Annotated in this window: 17 protein-coding genes and 4 tRNA genes; 6 read left to right on the forward strand and 15 right to left on the reverse strand. The window is 43.2% G+C overall.

Going from position 1 to position 23,948, the window contains the following annotated elements:
* Positions 1-19: 19 nt before the first annotated feature.
* A complete protein-coding gene (locus tag RT064_RS06895) occupies positions 20-733 on the reverse strand; it encodes a YagK/YfjJ domain-containing protein (RefSeq protein ID WP_313062594.1) in 714 nt (237 codons plus the stop codon).
* A gap of 808 nt (positions 734-1,541) precedes the next feature.
* On the opposite strand from RT064_RS06895, the gene RT064_RS06900 reads away from it, so the two are divergent.
* Positions 1,542-2,510, forward strand: coding sequence for a hypothetical protein (locus RT064_RS06900; RefSeq protein WP_313062595.1), 969 nt, complete (start codon positions 1,542-1,544; stop codon positions 2,508-2,510).
* A 120-nt stretch (positions 2,511-2,630) separates the two neighbouring features.
* Here RT064_RS06900 and RT064_RS06905 read toward each other — a convergent pair.
* A tRNA-Arg gene (locus RT064_RS06905) sits at positions 2,631-2,706 on the reverse strand.
* Positions 2,707-2,996: 290 nt separating this feature from the next.
* On the opposite strand from RT064_RS06905, the gene RT064_RS06910 reads away from it, so the two are divergent.
* From RT064_RS06910 to nagZ, 5 genes are all read left to right on the forward strand, one after another.
* Positions 2,997-3,584 carry a c-type cytochrome gene (locus RT064_RS06910; protein WP_313062596.1) on the forward strand — a complete coding sequence of 196 codons (588 nt, stop codon included), beginning with the start codon at positions 2,997-2,999 and terminating at the stop codon, positions 3,582-3,584.
* Positions 3,585-3,743: 159 nt separating this feature from the next.
* Positions 3,744-4,703: an ABC transporter ATP-binding protein gene (locus RT064_RS06915; protein ID WP_313062597.1), complete on the forward strand. Its 960-nt coding sequence runs from the start codon at positions 3,744-3,746 to the stop codon at positions 4,701-4,703.
* 1 nt (position 4,704) lies between these two features.
* Positions 4,705-5,478, forward strand: coding sequence for an ABC transporter permease (locus RT064_RS06920; protein WP_312535864.1), 774 nt, complete (start codon positions 4,705-4,707; stop codon positions 5,476-5,478).
* A 29-nt stretch (positions 5,479-5,507) separates the two neighbouring features.
* Positions 5,508-6,359 carry an NADPH-dependent 7-cyano-7-deazaguanine reductase QueF gene (queF, locus tag RT064_RS06925; protein ID WP_313062598.1) on the forward strand — a complete coding sequence of 284 codons (852 nt, stop codon included), beginning with the start codon at positions 5,508-5,510 and terminating at the stop codon, positions 6,357-6,359.
* A gap of 135 nt (positions 6,360-6,494) precedes the next feature.
* On the forward strand, positions 6,495-7,535 hold the full coding sequence (gene nagZ, locus RT064_RS06930; RefSeq protein ID WP_313062599.1) for a beta-N-acetylhexosaminidase: 1,041 nt from the start codon (positions 6,495-6,497) through the stop codon (positions 7,533-7,535).
* Between the two features lie 148 nt (positions 7,536-7,683).
* Here nagZ and RT064_RS06935 read toward each other — a convergent pair whose 3' ends face one another.
* The 13 genes from RT064_RS06935 to pilQ all read right to left on the reverse strand — a co-directional run bounded on the left by RT064_RS06935 (position 7,684) and on the right by pilQ (position 23,939).
* On the reverse strand, positions 7,684-8,244 hold the full coding sequence (locus tag RT064_RS06935) for a hypothetical protein (protein ID WP_313062600.1): 561 nt from the start codon (positions 8,242-8,244) through the stop codon (positions 7,684-7,686).
* 243 nt (positions 8,245-8,487) lie between these two features.
* Positions 8,488-8,563: transfer RNA gene (locus RT064_RS06940), tRNA-His, on the reverse strand.
* 31 nt (positions 8,564-8,594) lie between these two features.
* Positions 8,595-8,668: transfer RNA gene (locus RT064_RS06945), tRNA-Arg, on the reverse strand.
* A gap of 62 nt (positions 8,669-8,730) precedes the next feature.
* Positions 8,731-8,807: transfer RNA gene (locus tag RT064_RS06950), tRNA-Pro, on the reverse strand.
* Between the two features lie 153 nt (positions 8,808-8,960).
* Positions 8,961-10,097, reverse strand: a complete 1,137-nt coding sequence (gene nadA, locus RT064_RS06955; RefSeq protein WP_313062601.1) for a quinolinate synthase NadA — start codon at positions 10,095-10,097, stop codon at positions 8,961-8,963.
* Positions 10,098-10,284: 187 nt separating this feature from the next.
* Complete coding sequence (locus RT064_RS06960) at positions 10,285-11,727, reverse strand: lipopolysaccharide biosynthesis protein (RefSeq protein WP_313062602.1); 1,443 nt, start codon at positions 11,725-11,727, stop codon at positions 10,285-10,287.
* A gap of 33 nt (positions 11,728-11,760) precedes the next feature.
* Complete coding sequence (locus RT064_RS06965) at positions 11,761-12,309, reverse strand: tyrosine-protein phosphatase (protein WP_128680624.1); 549 nt, start codon at positions 12,307-12,309, stop codon at positions 11,761-11,763.
* Between the two features lie 148 nt (positions 12,310-12,457).
* On the reverse strand, positions 12,458-13,879 hold the full coding sequence (locus tag RT064_RS06970) for an FAD-dependent oxidoreductase (RefSeq protein WP_095356380.1): 1,422 nt from the start codon (positions 13,877-13,879) through the stop codon (positions 12,458-12,460).
* Positions 13,880-14,029: 150 nt separating this feature from the next.
* Complete coding sequence (gene gltB, locus RT064_RS06975) at positions 14,030-18,499, reverse strand: glutamate synthase large subunit (protein WP_313062603.1); 4,470 nt, start codon at positions 18,497-18,499, stop codon at positions 14,030-14,032.
* Positions 18,500-18,721: 222 nt separating this feature from the next.
* Positions 18,722-19,705: a hypothetical protein gene (locus tag RT064_RS06980; protein ID WP_313062604.1), complete on the reverse strand. Its 984-nt coding sequence runs from the start codon at positions 19,703-19,705 to the stop codon at positions 18,722-18,724.
* A 69-nt stretch (positions 19,706-19,774) separates the two neighbouring features.
* The gene (gene aroB, locus RT064_RS06985; protein WP_313062605.1) at positions 19,775-20,872 is read right to left on the reverse strand and encodes a 3-dehydroquinate synthase; all 1,098 of its coding nucleotides are present in this window, start codon (positions 20,870-20,872) and stop codon (positions 19,775-19,777) included.
* A 68-nt stretch (positions 20,873-20,940) separates the two neighbouring features.
* Positions 20,941-21,477 carry a shikimate kinase gene (locus tag RT064_RS06990; RefSeq protein WP_313062606.1) on the reverse strand — a complete coding sequence of 179 codons (537 nt, stop codon included), beginning with the start codon at positions 21,475-21,477 and terminating at the stop codon, positions 20,941-20,943.
* 107 nt (positions 21,478-21,584) lie between these two features.
* Entirely contained in the window at positions 21,585-23,939 is a 2,355-nt protein-coding gene (gene pilQ, locus RT064_RS06995) for a type IV pilus secretin PilQ (protein ID WP_313062607.1), read from the reverse strand.
* Positions 23,940-23,948 lie beyond the last annotated feature (9 nt).

Genomic DNA, 23,948 nt, shown 5'->3' on the forward strand with positions numbered 1-23,948 from the left:
GGGAACTATCTCGTATTTTTTAGTATGGTGTTAGATGGAATGGTCGGATGCTTACGTTGTAATAATTACCATTATTACCAGTAATATAAAGCCATTTCTCCCCCACTTCTCGACCAATAAATACATCCTTTTGACGTTTAGCACCGTCATATATCAATAGTAAATGGCAATGTAGGCTTTTATCTATCCCTTGCTCTAATGCCCAAGCATATCCTTGCAAGTGTTCAAAGCAGGTTTGCTTGTTAGATATCAACTCACGTAACTTAGTTATGTGTTCGTAAAAATCATCTAGCTTTACATTCGCTAGATTATCCACAAGATAACTTAAATCGACACGTACAAATAACAGTCGTGAATAGTGATTCAGCAACTGATTCACATACTTAATTAATTCATACTGATTGTCCATCTCTTGAGATCGCTGTAAGGCGATACTCGTCATCACTCTATCTCGATAGGCATGAAGCATCATTAAAAATTGACAGGCTAACTGCTTATTCCAATTTACTTTATTAGGAAGAAACTCACCTACGATTGCTTTAGTTGAACCAAGGAATGCTCTAACACTTTCGCTATAATCATATTCATCATCGTAGGCAAGACAGAATGGTAAATAGAGTTGGTTGAGATTATCCGCTACCCATTCAGGGGTAGCTGGATGGTTCATTAAGATTCTAATGAAGCTGTCTATCTTTTGAAAAATGTTGATATTTAAGAGATTGATTGAAGACATGGTTACTAACTCCTCTTGGTTATTGTCATAACTAAAAGTCAAGTTAGTAATTTTTTAAATCCAGATGGGTGAATAGGCTTTAATCATCCACTTATCAAAAAATAAATGCACTAGAAATATTTAATAACATATATATCCAACTAACAAGAGTCTGTCTAGCCCAATTAATCTAGATATCTACCCCTATAAAAACAAACATACATCGATATATTTAAAACAATGAAGTTACCTATCCAACGATGTTACTCTTAGTATTATCCAATATTTTATCTTTTATCTTATAAATATTGTTTCTTAGTAATTAAGGTTCGATATTAAAACTTTTTATAAATCTTATAGATTTCATTTCAATCTAAATTATTTTTTCTTAAAAAACTCAACAACAAAGGCTCATTATATTCATCAATCAAGTATTATCTAAAAAGTAATTAATTTATTTCAATTTAGCATTCTCCTATTTATAATTAGCTGAAAAACTCTATAATCGTTTATTTTACGAGAATCTAAATACTAAATTTTTACTAAAAAATTATGAAAATCTAACGAGTTTAATTTTATTTTTCATTAATTTTTTAATAAAATATAAGGGAATACAGTATTTATTCGATAATAAATATATTAGAATACTTGTTAATTATACAAATATATTTAATATTTACTAAATATATAATCCATCTATAAAGGTCAATAAATGATTGAATATTTAAGCTTCACTAAAAACTTAAATAAAAGGAAAACTTCATACATTTTATCTCTATTAAAGAGAATAGATTTTCGAATAGTAATCCAGTCCGATTTGGATTACTTGATGTCACAGCTACAGAAATTAAAAGTATCGGTTGATGAACTAAAGACTTTAAAAAAAATAATGGACAATTTTTTAGTTTCTGATGAAGTGATATATGGCGACAATAGTTTGCCCTACAAAATTTTTTGTTACAATATGGCTACAAGATTCTATAGCTATAAGCAGATAGCTCTTTCTAGAAATACCTTGCCGGATTTTTTTGATGACTTAGTTTTAGATATTGATACCGGCTATAACGTAATGTACATTCAACATTTTATGAGTATACCCTCCTCTGTTACAGCATATAATGCTTGGCAAATGCCTACAAACAACCAAGGTTATGCACAGGCTGCTCCATCTACATTTCAAATGCCGATACCGCCACAATATTCAGCGTCACAACCACCTATACCTCCCAACTTGGATGGCTTAGATAGTACATTTCAAACAACAAATTTTAATGAACTTGCTAACAAAGAACCTGAAAATAGGTTTGAGCCTATTTATAATGAGTTCAACACATCTCTCTTCCTCGAATCAAAGATGGGGTTCTATTCAACTACCAAGGAAAACTATATCTCCACTCGTTCCACAATGGTTGCTTTGGATTGGCTGAAAATTAATAATGAAGAGCAATTGAATTGGGCTGTTGAATACTTGAATAAGGCGAATCTAATTGTATATCCACGGCTATTTCTCCCAAAGAGCAATCAGGATATATACGATTCGATAGTCGTATGCATTACATGTATGGGTTTTTATAGCCCTATGACTTTTTCAAAAATAAATGTTGATAATTTTATTAAGAAGATGCGTCAAGCTTGGTATCAGAAACGATATCGTGATAACAAGGATGGGGAAACCGCTTTGCAATATTTGTTATCGAAAAGCTATCTTAAGAAGCTAGATAAGCTCGCTGAAGAGTACGGTGTTCCACCCTTAGAAATGTTACAGAACTTAATCACCCAAGAGTACGATAGAAAATAAGGTGTTATTTCTCTTAATGCTAATTTATTTAACCAATTTATTTGGTGTACACTGATACGTACACAGATTAAATACCAAGATATTTTTTGTCTGTTAAATCAATGACTTGAATTTAATAAATGGTGCGCTCGGCGGGACTCGAACCCACGCCACAGGCTTCGGAGACCTGTACTCTATCCAGTTGAGCTACGAACGCTTTGATTGGGATTGAAAAAAAGCAGTGGGCTATTTTAGCAAACTTTTCGTACAATAAGCAAATCATCAAAATTACTGCCAAAAACTGCTCGGCAAAGTTGATAGCACATATCAAATAAGCATAGCTTTTTCAGATAATTTTCCCTTATAATAGTATGGAAAATAAATCTGTGTAACATTTATCGCATCAATATTGCATCAACGGATACAATCGAGCAACCTAATGGCTCATATTATCCGTTTTAAAAGTATTACGATAATTTAATTCACCTGTTTGAGAGAACGTGACGAATGAAAAAAGTAGTGATGTTATCAGCGGTTACTATGCTAAGTCTTGCTGGTATCGCTGTCAGCCAAGCTGAGGATAAAGCCAGTGCCCCCGCAGCGGCATCAGCTACCGCTAGCGCTTCAAGTACCGCGACTGCCTCAAGTACTGCAACTGCTTCAGCCCCTGCATCCGCTCCCGCAAAAAAGGAAGCAGAAAAAGCACCTGAAGATCCACCTCAAGTTGCAAAATTGGTTGCATTATACCCAAATCTAATCGCACGTATTGCCCCCCAAGGTAAAGTTTGTTTTGAAGGTAAAGAATGTGATATCACTATTGCCGCTGCATTAGGCGCCGCTGATCCAAACAAACCGCGTGAAGGCAAAGTGATTTTTGAAGGTGTGTGCCATACTTGTCATACTGCAGGTCTGTTAGGTGCACCAAAGTTTGGTGACAAAGGCGCCTGGGGTCCCCGTATCGCTAAAGGTACCGCTACCCTTCACCAACATGCGCTACAAGGCTTTAACGCCATGCCAGCCAAAGGTGGTAACGCTGATTTGCTAGATGTGGAAGTGACCAACGCGGTTGATTATATGGTGTCTCAAGCCAAATAGTCATTTTTAGCCCAGATGAAGCCTATCAACTGATAGGCTTTTTTAATTGTATTATTGATATAATTTAGCTTAACCACTATAAACTTAGTTCACTCAAATCTTTAAACTGTCCAACCCATCCCCATTAAGGTCTCACCTTTAACCAGAACTTGCATTGCTATGGCAAACTTTGACACTACCATCCCTGCTCTAAAAATCACCCAGCTTACCAAAACCTACCCAAATGGTTTTGCCGCGCTCAAAGGCATTGATTTGACCGTACCCCAAGGTGGATTTTTTGCCCTACTTGGACCCAATGGTGCGGGTAAATCCACCACCATTGGTATTATCAGCTCGCTATTTAAACCCACCTCAGGCTCGGTAGAAATTTTTGGGGTAGATTTGCTTAAACAGCCTGCCAAAGCCAAGCAGTTCTTAGGCGTGGTGCCGCAAGAATTTAACTTTATGCAGTTTGAGAAAATCGAAGATATTTTGATTACCCAAGCGGGCTATTTTGGCATACCTACCAAGGAATCTCGCCCGCGTGCCGAAAAACTCCTTAAAGCATTAGGGCTTTGGGAAAAACGCGACGACAAAGCGCGTATGCTCTCTGGCGGCATGAAACGCCGTTTGATGATTGCGCGTGCTTTAATGCACCATCCCAAACTGCTGATTTTGGATGAGCCGACTGCGGGAGTGGATATTGAACTGCGCCGCTCGATGTGGGATTTTATGCAGCAAATTAACACGGAAGAAGGTACGACCATTATTTTAACCACCCATTATTTAGAAGAAGCTGAGCAGCTGTGTAAAAACATTGCTATCCTTGACCAAGGTGAAATTCGTATCAATACTGATATGAAAAGTTTGCTTACCAGCCTTGATGTAGAAAGCTTTGTGTTTGATTTGGCGCAACCTTATACCGCACCCATTGCTTTAACCAATGTGGTAAAAACCAAGCAGCCAGACCCGTTGACCCTTGAAGTCACACTCAAAAAAGGCGACAGTTTAAATGATGTCTTTGCCCAGTTAAATGCTCAAAATATTCAGGTAGCGAGTATGCGTAATAAAGCCAATCGCCTTGAAGAGCTGTTTTTGGGGATTGTTGAAAATAATTTGACTGAAAAATTGGAGAATTAACATGGATTTTCAGCGCCAGTTGGTTGCATTTAACACCTTGTTAGTCAAAGAAATCCGCCGAATTCTTCGCATTTGGCCGCAAACGCTATTACCCCCTGCCATCACCATGAGTTTGTATTTTATCATCTTTGGTAAAATGATTGGCGCGCGCGTTGGCGATATGGGCGGTGTCTCCTACATGCAGTTTATCGTGCCTGGCTTGATTATGATGTCGGTGATTACCAATAGCTACTCCAATGTGGTATCGAGTTTTTTTGCCACCAAGTTTCATGGTAATATCGAAGAGATGCTGGTCAGCCCGATTTCTAAACATACCATTTTACTAGGCTTTATCGCAGGCGGTTTGTTTCGAGGGTTGACCATTGGCGCGATTGTGACGGTGCTCGCGTTGTTTTTTACTCAGTTATCACTGGTGCATGCGTTTGTCACGATTTTTACCGTGGTGATGACCTCGGCATTGTTTTCGCTGGGCGGTATGATTAATGCAGTATTTGCCCGCTCGTTTGATGATATTTCCATCGTACCCAGTTTTGTGTTGACACCTTTGACATATTTGGGCGGTGTGTTTTATTCACTTAAAGATTTATCGGGATTTTGGCAAAACATATCGCTACTAAACCCCATTGTTTATATGGTCAATGCTTTTCGCTATGGTATTTTAGGTCATTCAGATGTCAATGTATGGTCATCTTTAGTGGCGATTGGGATTTTTACCGCGATATTTTATGGCATTGCGTATTATCTTTTAGCAGATGGCTCACGCGTTCGTTTATAACTTAGATAACTTAGTTAAATTAAAAAAATATGAAACCACTTGAAACTCACGGTATTTTGGGTCAATCCACCAGCTACCCAAAAACCTACGCCCCCGATATGCTCTACCCTATTCCCCGCGCATTAGGTCGGGCAAAGCTGGCGCTGCCTGCTGACGCCTTAAGTATTGGCATGGACTGGTGGCAGGTTTTTGAAATGTCTTGGCTTAACTTGCACGGCATATCACAGGTGGCAATGGCGCGCCTTGCCATCCCTGCCACATCGGACTATATTGTCGAATCAAAATCGCTCAAACTTTATTTTAATAGCCTAAATTTCACTGAATTTGACAATCAACAAGCTGTTAAAGCAGCGGTGGAAAAAGATTTATCGGCTTGTCTAAAAACCGATGTGACTATTGAGATTTTTGAGGTAAACATCGCAAATAGCTTACCCATCAGCGCGCCACAGGGTGACTGTATTGATAACGCATTAGATAGTAGCGATAAAAAAATCGCCATTGTCAGTGATGTCGATCCTTCAAGCTTGACCGTTGCCAACCAAGTTGCCTCAGATAGCCAGTTACAAATTTTGCATTCGCATCTGCTGCGTTCAAACTGCCCTGTCACCAATCAGCCAGATTGGGGAACACTGGAGATTCAGATAGATAGCCAACCGATTGACCGAGCAGGACTGCTTGAATATATTCTGAGCTTTCGTCAGCATAATGGCTTTCATGAACAATGCGTGGAGCAAATTTTTAGTGATTTAACCCAAGCCTTTGCGCCAAAAACGCTCATGGTACGCGCATGGTACACACGCCGTGGCGGGATTGATATCAATCCTTGTCGGGTGAGTGATATCAGTTTGTTGCCACCACCGTCACGGCTTAACCGTCAGTAATATCCGCTAATAATAATCGCCAGTCAGCTAGTCGCATTTTTATCAAAAAAAGCGTATGCTATGTTTTTTCAAAATTTTTCTGCCGCCAACTATATCTAACAGTTGGCGGCAAGCAATACCCAGAAGGATTACCGCATGCAAGCAGTCGGTCAACTCATGCTCGATATTGAAGGCACAGCGCTTAGCCTAGCAGATGAAGCACTGCTAAGCCAACCGGAAGTTGGCGGCGTGATTTTGTTTGGACGCAATGTAGAAAGCCCTGAACAAGTACGCGAACTGACCGATAGTATGCGTGCCATCAAACCCAATATTTTAATTGCCGTTGACCAAGAAGGTGGACGTGTCGCTCGCTTGCGCGCGGGTTTCTCACCGCTACCTGCAATGGGTAAACTCGGTGAAAGGTTTGAGCATGACCCGATCACTGCGCTTGATCTTGCTTATTGTGCGGGCTATTTGATGGCAAGCGAAGTCCTAGCGGTTGGGATTGATTTTAGTTTTGCGCCTGTACTTGATATCAATGGGGTGAGCCGCGTGATTGGTGATCGCGCGTTTCACGCCCATCCCATTGCAATCACCGCTTTATCTGCTGAATTCATGCGTGGGATGAAGCTTGCCGGAATGGCAACCACGGGCAAGCATTTTCCCGGTCACGGCTCAGTTGCACCGGATTCTCATGTGGATGATGCCACCGATGAGCGCAGTTATGATGAGATTCGCCAATACGATATGCAGCCATTTATTCGCAACAAGCCGCTACTGGATGCACTCATGCCCGCTCATGTGGTATTTAGCACAGTTGATAACAAACCTGCAGGGTTTTCATCGATTTGGCTACAACAGATTATTCGTGGCAAACTAGGGTTTAATGGGGTATTGTTCTCCGATGACCTGTCGATGAAAGCGGCACATGTTGCAGGTGATGCAGGTGACCGTATTGCGGCTGCCTTAACGGCAGGTTGCGATATGGGATTATTGTGTAATGACCGCCCTGCTGCCTTGGTTGCGCTTGAGCGTTTGCAAAAACAGCCGACACTGCTCAATACCACCAGCCAACATCGGTTATCTAGCATGAAAGGCAATATCAAAGGCTGGCGGGGCTCACTGACCGACTCAGCCAAAGACTGGTCACACTGGCAAAGCAGTCAACGTAAGGTGCTAGAAAATTTCTTTGCATGAATTTGCTTAAAACAAGAAAATTTGAAAAAATCAAATTCGAAAAAACAAATTCGAAAAAAAAGCAACTTTCAAAAAAAGCAACGCAGCAACGTTGCTTTTTTTATGGCTACTTTCTTGTCGCTAATTTTTATAGCTACTTTTTGATTCATCAATTGACATAGCGTAATTGGCCAATCATTTTTTGCAGATGCTCACTACTTAATTGACTCCAGATGTTATAAAAACAGCCATTGTTCAGCACTATATAAGCCAGCATTTTACCCTGTGGGTTACTGCCCTCTTGCCCAAGCGTCACATAACTGCCATCGGCATAGTTTTTACGATAGGCCCAGCCCTCATACAAGTCACGTTTAGACGTCGTACCTGCATTGGCTACGCCATAAGCACTGCGTAAAGGCCTGCCTTTATAGTTCTTCAAATCATACGCCACCGCAAAGCCACCTGAAAAATTGGCAGCGCGTGATTGCGCAGTTTTGATATTGACTGATGAATGATTAGCAATGGCTAAAATTGGGCAATATTTATAATCAGATTGTCGCCATTGCTGGTGGTAAATTGGGCTAACTTGGCTACTTTTGAGTGATGCATGCGATTGCCAAGGGGATTTTGGCAGCCTAGTAGCCGCTTGGGTCGTATTAACAACTATGCAGCCACTTATCGCAATACAGGTCATAGCAAGTTGATAAAACATCGTTGTACTTCGTATCATATTACGGGCCTCACGCGATTTTATTTTAGGTTTGTTATCAGGTAAAGTTACGCTATTGCCAATTTACCTTTACCAGCTTATTTTTTAGTACACTATATGACCCTAGTATATAAAGTAGATAATTGTTCATCATAAAAAGGTGTGGTAAAACCGTTGTTTTTGTATAACAAATTTGCAAATGAAAGAAATAAATCAGGCATAAAAAAGCCCCTAATTCATTGAATTAGGGGCTTTTTTAGAATATGGGGCGAATGATGGGACTCGAACCCACGACAACCGAGATCACAACCCGGGGCTCTACCAACTGAGCTACATCCGCCATAAGGTAGGTTTTACAGACTAGCAAAATGCGCGCCTGACAGGATTCGAACCTGTGACCACCCACTTAGAAGGCGGGTGCTCTATCCAACTGAGCTACAGGCGCATAAAAAAAGCCTGCTCGGCTCTTGATTCATCTTTTCAACTTGGGTAAGTTTAAAGAATGAATGGTCGGAGTGAAAGGATTCGAACCTTCGACCCCCTGGTCCCAAACCAGGTGCACTACCAAGCTGTGCTACACTCCGATTGCCTAACTAGGCTTTAATTGTTACTTCAACACCTTAGCAATGGTAAGCTTAAAGGCTATCATCGCTAAGTGGTGCGTATATTAAAGCAAGTTAGTTAGGCTGTCAACGACTTTTTTCAATATTTTAAAAACAGACGATGGTTATTAGCGCCTATCTTTTGAGCGTGGCGCCAAACGCGAGCATTCGATCTAGGGGTTTTTTGGCTTGTTCGATTAGCTGCGCATCAACAAAAATCTCGTGTGGTACCGCGTCAGGCGTGCCTACTTTCTCCAATGCATGGATGATTTGGTCTAAATCATTCATCGCCATCCACGGACAGTGCGCACATGAACGACAGGTTGCACCTTCGCCACGCGTCGGCGCTTCGATAAACACCTTATCTGGCGCCGCTTGCTGCATTTTGTAAAAAATCCCACGATCGGTCGCGACGATGAACATCTTGTGCGGTAGGGTTTGCGCCGCTTTAATCAGCTGACTGGTGCTACCGACGGCATCTGCCATTTGGGTCATCTCAATCGGTGATTCTGGGTGTACCAACACGGCGGCATCGGGGTACATCTCTTTCATGGTTTTTAGGCTGCGGCTACGGAACTCTTCATGCACGATGCAAGCGCCATCCCACAGCAGCATATCTGCGCCCACTTTTTGCTGAATATAACGTCCCAAATGCTGGTCAGGTGCCCAAATGATTTTTTCACCTTGGCTGTCTAGATGGTCAATGAGTTCAACCGCGATACTCGATGTCACCACCCAATCTGCCCGCGCTTTAACAGCCGCTGAGGTGTTGGCATACACCACCACAGTACGGTCAGGATGTTGGTCACAAAACGCGCTAAAGTCTTCAATCGGACAACCCAAATCTAGTGAGCAAGTGGCTTCTAGCGTTGGCATTAATACCGTTTTTGCAGGACTTAGGATTTTGGCGGTTTCACCCATGAATTTGACGCCTGCAACAATCAGCACATCAGCATCACTATCACGCCCAAACCTTGCCATCTCTAAACTATCCGACACGATACCGCCTGTGGCTTCGGCAATTGCTTGGATTTTTGGGTCGGTATAATAGTGAGCAATTAAGGTGGCATTATGCTGTTTTAACAAATCAGCAATGCGCTGTTTTTTTTCTGCAAATTCGGCATCATCAATCTCAATATCTTGGGGTATGCCAAGCTTATCGAGATGTTGTTTGACAATGTCTTTGGCAGACACTGCTATCAGTTGCTCATTATTTGCTAATAGAGGATTGGCTGGCTGGGTAGTTGCTTGTGGCGTACTTGATTGTTGCATGAAAAACTCCTTCTCATGAGATGACTTACCCATGTCTATCACAGGTAAGTAGCAATTCATTGATTCTCCTGCTATTACTATAGCAAACTTTTTTGCGCAAGATGAATCAATTGCGACTAGTAACTGATATAAGGATAATTTGGCTAAATTAAATACTGGGACCAATTAAAATATTATTAAGGCTCAATCATGACGCTTTTGCCTTTACCAAACGTTTTAACAGCGCGCGCTCGCTATAGCCGATTAAGCCAATATAGACCAGTAATAAGATATTGGATAACCAAAAATTCATTTGAAAAGCACTGACGATTATCACACTAAACAGCATCAGCGTGCCCAAAAAGAAAACGATTTTTTTGGTTTGGTAAGGTATCGGATAAAAATGCTGTCCAAGCGCGTACGATACTATCATCATGAGGAAGTAAACAAAAAGCGTCACCCACGCCGACACCATAAAGCCGTATTGTTTTAAAAATAGCATATGGAGCAAAATAGTCAGTCCCGCCCCAAGCCATGAGATGGCTGAGCCAATCCCAGTACGGTCAGTTACCTTATACCAAGTTGATAGGTTGTAATAAATCCCAAAACATAGGTTCGCAATGACGATAATCGGTACGATATTAATCGCTGTCCAATAACTGGCATCAGTGATAAATAACCGTTTGAGCCATGAAATATTGGCAATAATTCCAAGCGCCACCACCGATGCAAATAAAGCAAAGTACTCTGTCATCATCGCATAAGTATGTTTCGCATTGGCGTGGTGCATTTGTTTGAATAAAAACGGCTCAATCCCCATCCGATACGCGGTCACAAACAAAGTCATTAATACCGCCAATTTATAGCAGCCACCGTATGCCCCCGCATCGCCTTTATCAATCATATAATATTGAATGATTTTATCGAAGTTTTCATTCACCATAAATGCCAACCCTGCCAGCATGACCGGATAAGAATAGCGAATCATACGTTTGAACAAGGCTTTATCAAAATGTAAGCGTACTTTTTTGATAATCGGAAACAGCATCATAAAAGTGGCGAGACTGGCAACTAAATTGGCAAAGAACGGATACGCCACTTGCTCAGTCAAACCGAAACTTTTGGCAGCCTCAATGGGCACAAAGCGAAACAGCGCAATAACTACCACAGTTTGTATCAAAATCGACACCACGCGCACCACCGAATACTTCACAGGCTGGTTGTGATAACGTAGCCAAGCAAACGGAATGGTACAAATCGCATCAAAAAACGCAATCCAAGCAAACCAACGCAAAAATTCAGGATGATTGCCATAATCCATCAGCATTGATAACGGATTGCTAAACAGTAGCACCATGACCAAAAAACCGCCTGCCAACATGGCAATAAACCAAAACGCCGTGCTAAACACATTTTTTTCGGCGGCGCCTGTTTTATCTTCTCCTGAAAAGCGAAAATACGATGTTTCAAAACCAAAAGTGAGCACAATATTGATAAAAGCAATCCAGGCATATAGGCTGGTAAAGATAGCAAAGGCTTCTTTATCGATGTAATTGATATACAACGGATTGAGTAAAAAGGTAATGACACGGGGTAAAATCGCACCGATACCATAGATAATGGTTTCACCTAACAGTCGTTTGATATTCACAGGCTATCCAAAGTTAATGTCGCTTGATGGGTTTTAAGGTTGGCTAATAATAGGCTTTTGGCGTTGTAGTGCTAACAAAGCGTGTTGCACTTCTTGCACTTTTTTCTCGGTCAATAAATTGCTGATATTAATCCAAATCCAGTGAAAGCCATACCCGCCGTCCTGCATTTCGATTTTGGCATGTTCAATCGTCCAGTTTTGTACCAAAATGCGATACATAGCAACGGTAATACCCGTGCGATCTGAGCCATGATAACAATGCACGAGCACCTTGTCGCCACGCGCTTGGTGCCACAAAATATCATACAAAATTTCAGCAAGTTGCTGCGGCTTGATCGCCCAAGTCATCAATGGGTGATTGATAAAGGTCAGCGGTAAGTTGGCTAAATTTTCTTCGTTATCATCGCGATCAAAAAATCGTAAATTGATAAGCGTATTGATGCCGTATTGCTGGATAATACCGATATCATCGGGCGTCAGCTGCTCACTACGAAACAGCTGCTCATCGATTTGATAAAGATTGGCATGTTGACACCGTAATTTTGCCCAAGTAGCGGGACGAAAATGCTGTGCAAATGGCATGTCATTGACCTAGTAGTATGATGAATTTATGCGACATAATAGCCCAAAGTGGACAAAAACGCACCGAAATTTAGCTGTAAAAAAACCCAATCAACATTGGGTTTTTTGGTGTAATTAACAGCAAGTCTCAGCTAAAAAAGGTTTATGCTTAAACATCTAGGTAATCTAGGATACCTTTAGCGGCCTCGCGACCTTCCCAAATCGCGGTTACCACCAAGTCTGAACCCCTCACCATATCGCCACCTGCGAAGATTTTTGGATTCTTAGTTTGGTACTTATAGGTTTGTAACTCAGGTGCAATGACCCGTCCGCTATTATCCATCTCAATGCCTTGAGTGGTAAACCAATCGGCCGGGCTAGTACGGAAACCAAATGCCATAATCACCGCATCGGCTGGCAAGATTTCTTCTGAATTGGGAATAGGCTCTGGGCTACGACGACCACGGTTATCAGGTTCGCCAAGTTTAGTGGTCACTACTTTAACACCGGTTACTTTACCGTTTAAACCGATAATTTCAATCGGCTGACGGTTAAATAAAAACTGCACACCTTCTTCACGCGCGTTACGCACTTCACGGCGTGAGCCTGGCATATTCTCTTCATCACGGCGGTAGGCACAAGTCACAGAAGTTGCACCTTGACGGATACTGGTACGGTTACAGTCCATCGCGGTATCACCACCGCCAAGGACGACCACTTTTTTACCTTGTAAGTCGATGTATTCTTGTGGGTTCGTTTCCCAACCTTGGCAGCGGTTGACATTTGCGATTAAAAAATCTAACGCATCATACACGCCAGATAACTCTTCGCCGGCATAACCGCCACGCATATAGGTATAGGTACCCATGCCCATAAACACCGCGTCATACTCACTAAGTAATTCATCAATGGTGACATCTTTACCAATCTCGGTATTTAAACGAAATTCAATGCCCATGCTTTCGAAGACTTCGCGGCGACGACGCATGACATTTTTTTCCATTTTAAATTCTGGAATACCAAAGGTCAGTAGTCCGCCAATTTCAGGGCGTTTGTCAAATACCACAGGTTTGACGCCATTACGTACCAGTATGTCAGCACAGCCAAGGCCCGCAGGACCTGCGCCAATCACCGCAACTTTTTTATCCGTCCAAGTTACACCGCTCATATCTGGACGCCAGCCTAGCGCAAACGCAGTATCGGTGATGTATTTTTCCACATTACCAATGGTGACCGCCCCAAAGCCGTCATTGAGGGTACAAGCCCCTTCACAAAGACGGTCTTGGGGACATACTCGCCCACAGACTTCTGGCAACGTGTTGGTTTGGTGACATAAATCTGCCGCTTGGAAAATATGACCTTCGGTAGCCAGTTTTAACCAGTTTGGAATGTAGTTGTGAACGGGACATTTCCATTCACAGTAAGGGTTACCACATTCAAGACAACGGTGCGCTTGGTCAGTTACCTTGTCTTGCTCAAATGGATAGTAAATCTCAACAAACTCGTGAGTACGGGTATTAATGTCTTTTTTTGAAGGGTCGACACGTGCGACGTCTAAAAACTGAAAATCGTTGTGTAATCGTTTTGCCATGCCACAATGCTCCTAAGTGAGTGGTATCCAGCGATTCACTGTATACCGACCTGCTTGACAGCGAACTTTTAAAATTTAAGTTAAAGGTAGAGCGCTGGTCACGCGCTACCTTTAGCAATCCAATATCATCAAATTATGCTACACAATCGCTTATTGTGGGTCTGCCATGGTCGTTTTTAGTAGCGAAGTAATGTTCGCGGCTTTTGGTTTGACCAAATAGAACTTACGAACATAATGCTCAAAGTCGTCAAGGATGGTTTGACCCCATTGGCTACCTGTTTTTGCCACGTGAGTTTTGATAATCGACATCAAGTTGATACGGTGATTTTCTGTTTGCTCACTTGAAATACGATGCATATCGATAAGCTCATGGTTACAACGGTCAAAGAAATCGCCATCTAAGTCAAGCACGTAAGCAAAACCGCCTGTCATACCGGCACCGAAGTTTAGCCCGGTTTTACCCAAAACCGTCACCACACCGCCCGTCATGTATTCACAGCAGTGGTCGCCAGTACCTTCAACCACCGCAAAACAACCTGAATTACGAACCGCAAAACGTTCACCTGCCGTACCTGCTGCATATAGATGACCGCTTGTGGCACCATACAAACAAGTGTTACCAATGATAGCGGTTTGCTGGCTGGCAAACGTCGAGCCTTTTGGTGGGTAAATCACGATTTCACCCCCTGCCATGCCTTTACCGACGTAGTCGTTGGCATCCCCTTCAAGCTTAATGTTTAAACCGCCTGCATTCCAGACACCTAAACTTTGACCTGCAGTGCCGGTTAAGTGTAAGTTAATTGGCGCGCTTGCCATACCATTGTTGCCATGCAGCGCAGCAATCTCCCCTGAGATACGCGCACCGATAGAACGGTCACAGTTGCCAATACGATAGCTAAAGTCACCGCCTTTGGCTGATTTGATGGTATCCATCATATCCATAACCATTTGTTCAGCGAGCAAGCCTTTGTCAAATGGCTCATTGCGCTCAACTTGGCAGGTTTGTGGTTTGCCATCGCCTTTGCTATGGGTAAATAGTAACGGCGCTAAGTTTAGGTGTTGTTGCTTGTTGGTGGTGCCTGACATGACTGATAGCAAGTCGGTGCGACCCACAAGCTCTTCCATTGAGCGTACGCCCAATGCCGCCAACCATTCACGGGTTTCTTGTGCCACAAATCTAAAGAAATTAATCAGCATCTCTGCTTCACCGATGAAATGTTCATCGCGCAGTTCTGATTTTTGCGTTGCCACGCCCGTTGGGCAGTTGTTTAAGTGACAGATACGCAGGTATTTACAGCCCACGGCAATCATCGGCGTGGTACCAAAACCAAAACTTTCTGCCCCCAATATTGCTGCCTTAACTACGTCTAAACCCGTTTTTAAACCACCATCTGTTTGCACGCGTACTTTATGACGTAACCCGTTTACACGAAGCGATTGGTGCGCTTCAGATAAACCTAGCTCCCAAGGCGAGCCTGCATAGTGAATTGACGACAAAGGAGACGCTGCGGTACCACCATCATACCCTGAAATGGTAATCAAATCGGCGTACGCTTTTGCCACACCCGTTGCAATGGTACCTACACCTGGGCGCGACACCAATTTGACTGACACAAGCGCGTTTGGATTGACTTGTTTTAAGTCAAAAATTAGCTGCGCCAAGTCTTCAATCGAATAAATATCATGATGCGGCGGGGGTGAAATCAAGGTCACACCTGGCACTGAGTAACGCAAACGCGCAATTAAGCTATTTACTTTACCACCGGGTAACTGACCGCCTTCACCGGGTTTTGCCCCCTGCGCGATTTTAATCTGCATGACTTCTGCAGAACGCAAGTAAGCCGGCGTGACCCCAAAACGACCTGAGGCGACTTGTTTGATTTTTGAGTTACGAATCGTGCCATAACGTGTTGGGTCTTCACCGCCCTCACCCGAGTTTGAACGTCCGCCAATCGTGTTCATCGCGGTTGCAATCGCCTCGTGTGCTTCTGGCGACAAGGCGCCTAATGACATACCTGCTGAGTCAAAACGTTTTAGGATTTGTTCAATAGGCTCAACGTCATCAACACTGATGGATTTGCTGGTATCTAACTGCAGCAAATCACGTAACGTCGCTACAGGGCGGCTGTTGACAATCGACGCATATTCTTTGTAGTTGTCGTAGTCGCCCGTGCGTACCGCTTTATGTAGCGCTTGAATCACATCTGGGTTGAAGGCGTGGTATTCTTTGTTAAAGACGAATTTTAACAAGCCGCCTTGGTCAAGCGGTACACGTTTGGTAAAGGCATTTTTTGCCAAGATTTGTTGGTCAATCGCCAAATCTTCAAACGTGGCACCTGAGATACGGCTTTCAACCCCAGTAAAGCAAAGCTCAACCACTTCTTCTGATAAACCCACGGCTTCAAACAATTGCGCGCCGCGGTAAGAAGAGACGGTCGAAATACCCATTTTTGATAGGATTTTTAATAAGCCTTTATCCAAGCTTTTACGGAAATTGTTTTTGGCGTACAAAGGGTCACCGAGCAAGTCACCTTTATCGACCAAGTCTGCAATCACATTATAAGCCAAGTAGGGATAAACCGCGGTAGCACCAAACCCTAACAAGACCGCTAATTGGTGCGAATCACGCACCAAACCTGTTTCAATGATTAAGTTGGCATCTGCGCGTAAACCCACATTAATCAAGTGATGATGCACCGCACCTGTCACCATAATGGCATTGGCAGGTACTTTACCTTTTTCAATATTGCGGTCAGATAATACAATCAATACTTTACCTGCACGTACCGCTTGGGCAGCTTGCTCACAGATATGTTTGATGGCATCGTCTAATGCCATTGATTCATCATAATTCAAATCAATGGTCTCGATTTCAAACCCTGGTTTTGTGACGCTTCGTAGTTGCATCATTTTGCTCGATGACAACACAGGCGATGACAACACGATACGGTTAGCGTGGTCTGGGGTGGGTTCAAAAATATTCTTTTCGCTACCCAAACAAGTTTCCAATGACATCACAATCGCTTCGCGCAGAGGATCGATTGGTGGGTTGGTAACCTGAGCGAATTGTTGACGGAAGAAATCAGCCACGTGACGAACTTGTTTCGACAGTACCGCCATTGGGGTATCATCCCCCATTGAGCCAACGGCTTCTTGACCGTTTTCGGCTGAAGGACGGATGATTTCTGTGCGTTCTTCATTGGTGATATGAAACATTTTTTGCAGCGCTAACAGATGCTCGCCTGTTTCACGTTGCTCATAAGCTTTTTCTTCTAGCTGTTCATCATCCCGTAGACGTACCGCATTTTCCCGTAACCATAGGCGATATGGGTGGGCTTTTTTCAGCTGACGACCCACTGCTTTGGTATCCATGATGTTACCAGTTTCGGTATCAATCACTAGCATTTGACCTGGTCCGACGCGACCTTTAGCAATCACGTCTTCAGGCTGATAATCCCAAGTACCGATTTCTGAAGCCACGGTGATATAGCCATTTTTGGTAGTCACCCAACGTGATGGACGTAAACCATTGCGGTCAAGCATACAAACCGCATAGCGACCATCTTGGATGACTAGACCGGCTGGACCATCCCAAGCTTCCATATGCTGTGAGTAAAACTCATAAAACGCGCGTAAATCCATGTCCATCGTGTCAACATTTTGCCAAGCGGGTGGCACGAGGATAGAAAGCGCACGAAATAAATCCATGCCCCCTGACACCAGTACTTCAAGCATATTGTCTAAGCTTGATGAGTCAGAGCCCACACGGTTGACGAGTGGCTGTAATTCTTGAAGCTCTGGAATCAAATCGGTGACAAATTTTGGCGTACGAGCGACTGCCCAGTCACGGTTACCATCAATCGTGTTTAATTCACCATTGTGGGCAAGATAGCGAAAAGGCTGTGCTAATGGCCATCTTGGTAGGGTATTGGTTGAGAAACGTTGGTGGAATACCACAATGTGTGACGCCAAACGTTCGTCTTGCAAATCCAAGAAGAACGCGGGCAAATCAGCAGGCATGACCAATCCTTTGTAGATAACCACTTGTGAGGTCAATGACGTCACATAAAACAACGGGTCATCTTTCAGTTCGATTTCTGCTTTGCGGCGTGCAACGAATAATTTACGGTTAAAGGTCGCCTCGTCCATATTGATGGGGCAGTTAACTAAAATTTGTTTAAAGCCTGGGAGTGATTCACGGGCAATGTCACCGACGATACTTAAATCAACCGGCACATCACGCCAGCCAGCGACTAGCAAACCTTGTGCTTCAATCGCTTGGCTTAATGTATCTTGGCTTTGCTGTGCTAATGCTTTATCAAGGTTAACGAATACCGTGCCGACGGCAAAAATTTCGTTTAGGGTAAAGCCATTGTCTGAAGCGATTTTTTTAAAAAATACTTTGGGCGTCGCAATCAATAGACCACAACCATCGCCTGTCTTACCATCGGCTGCTACGCCACCGCGGTGGGTCATACAGCTTAAACTATGAATCGCTGTTTGCACTAAGTCATGACTAGCTTCACCATGGGTATGCGCAATCAAACCAAACCCACAGTTGTCTTTGAACACATCGGGTTGGTAAAGATTATGCTGATCTGAATACTGATTTAAAGACATAAGCGTGTTCCCTTAACAAGCTGGTAGCAAAGAAATGGGCATACTATAAATATGTGCAATGTTTGCTATTGAATCATAAAAGATTGGAATAGATAACCGTCATGTTTGTTATCTATATGTACCATAAGAAATTAAAATGATACCCTTCGTTATATTAACGAAAAAGGGGGAAAAAATCCACTGTTATTTGAGTCCCAAAACTAACCAACCCGTCTAACCTCACTAGTTAGCTTGGGACTTTTGCTTGATTAACTCGCCCATGCTATCCTTTGAGGCATCTTTGGATTTTGGCTTTTCTTCAGACGGCTTGCTGTGGGTTTGTTTGGGTTTGACATCAACATTATCATTCTTGCTATTGATAACTTTTGGTTCTGAACGGGTGGTATTTGAGTCGTTACTGTTGCTTTCAGCAATCACTTTACCTTCTTGAATAGAAAGGGTCTCTTGCGGATTGACTGACTTTTCAATGCTGGTTTTTGGCGCTACGCGTTTTGGTTCTGCTGCTGTGGAAGTCGCAGCTTGTGGTTGCCGTTCAACGTTGGCTTTTGGCGCAGGCAATAATTTTGGTGTGGCGTTTAGTTTGACTTCTCGCGCGGCTGTCTTACCGACATCACGAAGGGGCGGCGCGACTTCATACTCATCCATTTGTGGGGCATACATTTTAAATTCTTCAGGAAATGCTTTGACCCCTTTTGGTAAATTAAAATTCACTACTTTAGCCGCGCCAACCGCTTCTTGTACTGAGCCAAATACGCCATAGGTGACCACAAAGCGTTTTTGGTTATGGGCATCGACGATACGAAAATAATTAAATTTATCACGATCGTCACGGCTATTTAGGTAATCGGTGACCACTTCGTGCTCCACCACGTTCATAACTTGAACTGTCCATTTGCCGTTATTGGCCTTGATAAAGCGACTGTCCTTAAATTCTTTGGGATAGTTGCGCATATCACGAATTACCGCATCAAATTTGATCGGTCTCACTTCTTTATTGAGCTCTTCAGGTGGTTTTGCCAATAGTAGCGCGGTGGGATCTTGATTTAGATTAGCATTACTCGCCGCTTTCACCGCACTTTTGGCAGGCTTTACCGCAGAGGCAATCCACACCATGACCGTCAAGCCGCCTGCAATCGCCGCTAAAATCAGCCAAGTGGTCACTTTAAATGCCCATGAACGATACAGCGTAGATAAAGAATGCACCATAAAACAACCTTCTGTCCGAGGTAAGGTTAACGCCCGATAGGACGCTTTAACCCATCTATAAAATTTATATCAATTAGCTTTATCAGTCAAAGCCAGCACGTCTGTCAGTAACGCTGGATCGTACGCTGAAGTCAATACCGCTTGTCCCAATTTTTCTAGTAATACTAGACGAATTTTGCCGGATTTGACTTTTTTATCATGACCCATCAAATCCAGCGCTGTATTCACCTCAATGACTGGCGGATGGGTGGGTAAATCAGCACGAGCGATTAAAGAACTAGCTCTGTCAACATCATCCGCGCTGAGCCAACCTTGTTTTTGTGACAACTGCATCGCTTGAATCATGCCTACCGCGACTGCTTCACCATGCAGCCAATTGCCATAACCTTCATGCGTTTCAATCACATGACCAAAGGTATGACCAAAATTAAGCAGCGCACGCTTATTGGCTTCAAACTCATCTTGCGCCACAATATCCGCTTTATGCTGGCAAGAAATCAGTACCGCTTGGGCTAACAAATTCAAATCGAGCGCGCGTAACGATGTCATATGGGTTTCAAGCCAAGCCAAAAACCCCACATCGCCGATTAACGCGTATTTAATCACTTCTGCTAACCCTGCTGATAGTTCACGCGGTGGCAAGGTTTTTAAGGTGGTCATATCTGCCAAAACAAGACGCGGCTGCCAAAACGCGCCAATCATATTTTTTCCCAAGCGATGATTGATGCCTGTCTTGCCGCCGACGCTGGAATCCACTTGCGACAACAACGTTGTGGGAATTTGGATAAAATTCACACCGCGCATGAAACTTGCTGCTGCAAAACCCACCATATCACCAATGACGCCACCACCAAGCGCTATCAGCGTACAGTCACGGTTAAAGTGATTTTCCATCAACTGATCATAAATACTATCAATGCTTTGCTGGGTTTTATATTGCTCACCATCAGGTAAAATACAAGTCTTAACGAGTTTATCGGCAGGCAGACTTGCGATGAGTTTATCAAGATATAAGGGTGCAACTGTCTCATTGGTGACAATCAATACTTGTTTGCCACCAATATAGTCAGCAAACTCAAAGGTTTCGATGAGATTTTCCCCAATAAAAATGGGATAGTCGTGTGAACGTGTATGGACAATTAACTCACGGCGCATGGCAGTACTCATATCAATGTTATCTTTTTGGCATCTAGCAGGTTGTCATCAATTAGCTTGTCATATCTACAGTGCGACATTTAGACGGTTATATTGGCGTCTTGCAATTGCAGTAAAATGTCATGCACCATTTTTTTTGGGGAACTGTGACCCGTAACAATGGTGATATCGGCAAGCTGCTGATAAATTGGGTCACGTTTACAAAAAAGCTCGGTTAGCTTTTGCTTAGGATTGTCTATTTGTAATAACGGTCGGTTGCGATCACGACAAGTGCGTTCATATTGAATGTCAACTTCTGCCCGCAAATAGATAATTATACCACGTTTTAAAAAATGGTGATTTTCAGCGATAGTAACTGCCCCACCGCCTGTGGCTAGTACGACATCATCGAGCTGGGTTAGTTTATCAAGCACACGTGTTTCGCGTTGACGAAACCCTACTTCACCCTCTTTTTCAAAAATCCAGCTAATACTCGCGCCCGAGACGCGTTCTATTTCCTGATCACTGTCATAAAACGTAAACCCAAGTTGCTGCGCCAACAGTTTACCAATTGTGGTCTTACCCGCACCCATCGGGCCAATCAAAATAATTAACGGCTTAGGTTGATTACACTCCATAAAAAAACCACAAATCACTCTATAATATATTGAAAACATTATACTGTGATTTGTGGCAATGTGCTAGAACACTATTTTGTTATAAAACAGCTCTGTTGGGTGGTCAATTAATTAACACGGCCCGTGTCATTCACCAATTTTGGGGTCACAAAAATCAATAATTCTTGCTTGTTATTGCTTTTTGAGGTGCGCTTAAAGAAGCGATCAACATAAGGTAAATCCCCTAAGAAAGGGATTTTAGTCACATCGTTACCTAAGGTATTTTTAAACACGCCACCGAGCACAACCGTTTGACCATCATCGACGACCACATTGGTTTTAATCGAATCTTTAGAAACCGCTGTCGCACCATTGATGATAGTTGGTGAACCATTTTCAATACTCAAATCCATGCCAATACGACCTTCAGGGGTAATATTAGGGGTCACTTCAAGACTCAATGCCGCTTCGATAAAGCTCGTTGAGGTCGCCCCACTGGCAGAGGCTTCTTGATAAGGGATTTGCGTGCCTGACATGATTCTGGCGGTTTGTTTGTCGGCGGTTAGCACTTTTGGACTGGATATGACTTCACCCTTGTTATCGGCTTGCATGGCTGACAATTCTAAATCTAATAGTAAATCTGAAATGCTCAACAAGCCAAAGGCAATCGAGCCTGCGGCGTTGGTTGCCCCCAAATTGACACTGAGGTTATTAGCCGCAGTGATACCGCTATAGACTGGATAGGTAGTACCATCGGCATTCGTAGCCGTGGTATAAGTCTTAAGGCTATCAATGGTACTTAAATTACCACCCACCAGCAGGTTACGATTACTTGCCGCGCCTTGCGATAAAATACCCCATTTCACCCCAAGTTCTTTACTAAAGGTGTCTGTCGCGCTCACAATGCGGGCTTCAATCATGACTTGTTTGACGGCGATATCGATTTTACTAATCAAATCACGGATATTGCTGATGGTTTCAGCCGTATCTTTAACAATCAAAGTATTGGTTCTGCTATCGATTGTGACTGTACCTCTGTCTGTTAACAGTGAGGTACTACCGCTCGAACGATCGGATGTTGCTCTGCCTGCTTCAATTAATGTTCGTACATTTTCTGCCTTGGCATAGTTGAGTCGAATATATTCGGTACGCAGTGGGTCTAATACTTTTTTCTGTTGTTGGGCTTTTAACTCATCGGCTTCTTGTTGCGCAAGTTCTGCCGCGGGTGCCACCCAAATTACATTACCATTAACCCGTTTATCCAAATTTTTACTTTTTAGGATAATATCTAAGGCTTGATCCCAAGGCACGTTAATCAGACGCAAGGTAATATTACCACTGACACTGTCACTGGCAACAATATTGGTATTGGTATGTTGTGCCAACACTTCTAAAATCGTCCGCACGCTGACATCTTGAAACTCTAGGGATAAAGGTGTCCCGCTATAAGTACGCTCCTCAAGGGTCGGCTCGCGCAGACGTTTGGGGGGATCGATATTGATATTTAGCTGATTACCTGTTTGAAAGGCTTTATAATCATAATCGCCTGTCATGGCAACACGAATTACGCCATTGCGTCCTTGGTTGGTTGCGATAACATCACGCACCAAGCCATTACCTACGGTCATTTGTTTTTGCAGGCGACTTGGAATGGTGGCGCCTGTCAGACGAATGACTAACTCATCACCCATGCGCTGCACATCTACAGGGATGCTGTCATTCACCAAATTAATGCTAACATTACCGCCGCCGTTCGAGGTACCATTAAAATTAATCGCCGCTAGACCATCATAGTTATATTGTTGAACAACGGCGGCAGCAGGATTTAATAAAGGATTGACTTTGACTACCATGGTATTGGCGGGTGGAGCGACTTTTGGTGTCTGGGTCACGACGGCAACAGGTGGCGGCGTTTGCACGACCACAGGTGGCGGCGTGACAATCACAGGGGCAGGCACAGGTTCAGTCACGACCAAAGCAGGCGCTACTACTGCGGGCTGACTCACAACGACGGGGGTAGTCACCACCGGTGTAACGATTGCTGGATTGGTAGCTACGGTGGTTACTGCAGGGGTGCTTCCCTTCGGCTGCATGGAGACAACGAGGCGATTATTGACGACACGCGTACTATAGGTCGCTTGATTTGACAACTCAATAATCATACGTGTCATACTGTCATTGGTCAGCGTGGTGACATTGTTGACATAGCCTTTGTTATAAGTTTGCATCCGTGATGAAATTTGATTATTCACATTGGGAAAATCCAACACCAGTCGTGTGGGTGAGGCAAGTTCATAAGCCGTCGGCGTCACAGCACTATTAGCAAAGTCGATATTGAGTTCTGTTAGCACAGCACTCGGCGTGGTAACCGAGATATTTCTAATGGTATCAGCTGCAAACACGCTGCTAGATACTAACATCGCACTCATCGCTACCGCTAGCTTAGACGTTGAAGTTCGAAATGGATAGGCATTAAAATTCATTGAGTTATC

It is taken from the genome of Moraxella sp. CTOTU49097, from assembly GCF_032064105.1.
Lineage (GTDB): Bacteria > Pseudomonadota > Gammaproteobacteria > Pseudomonadales > Moraxellaceae > Faucicola > Faucicola osloensis_B.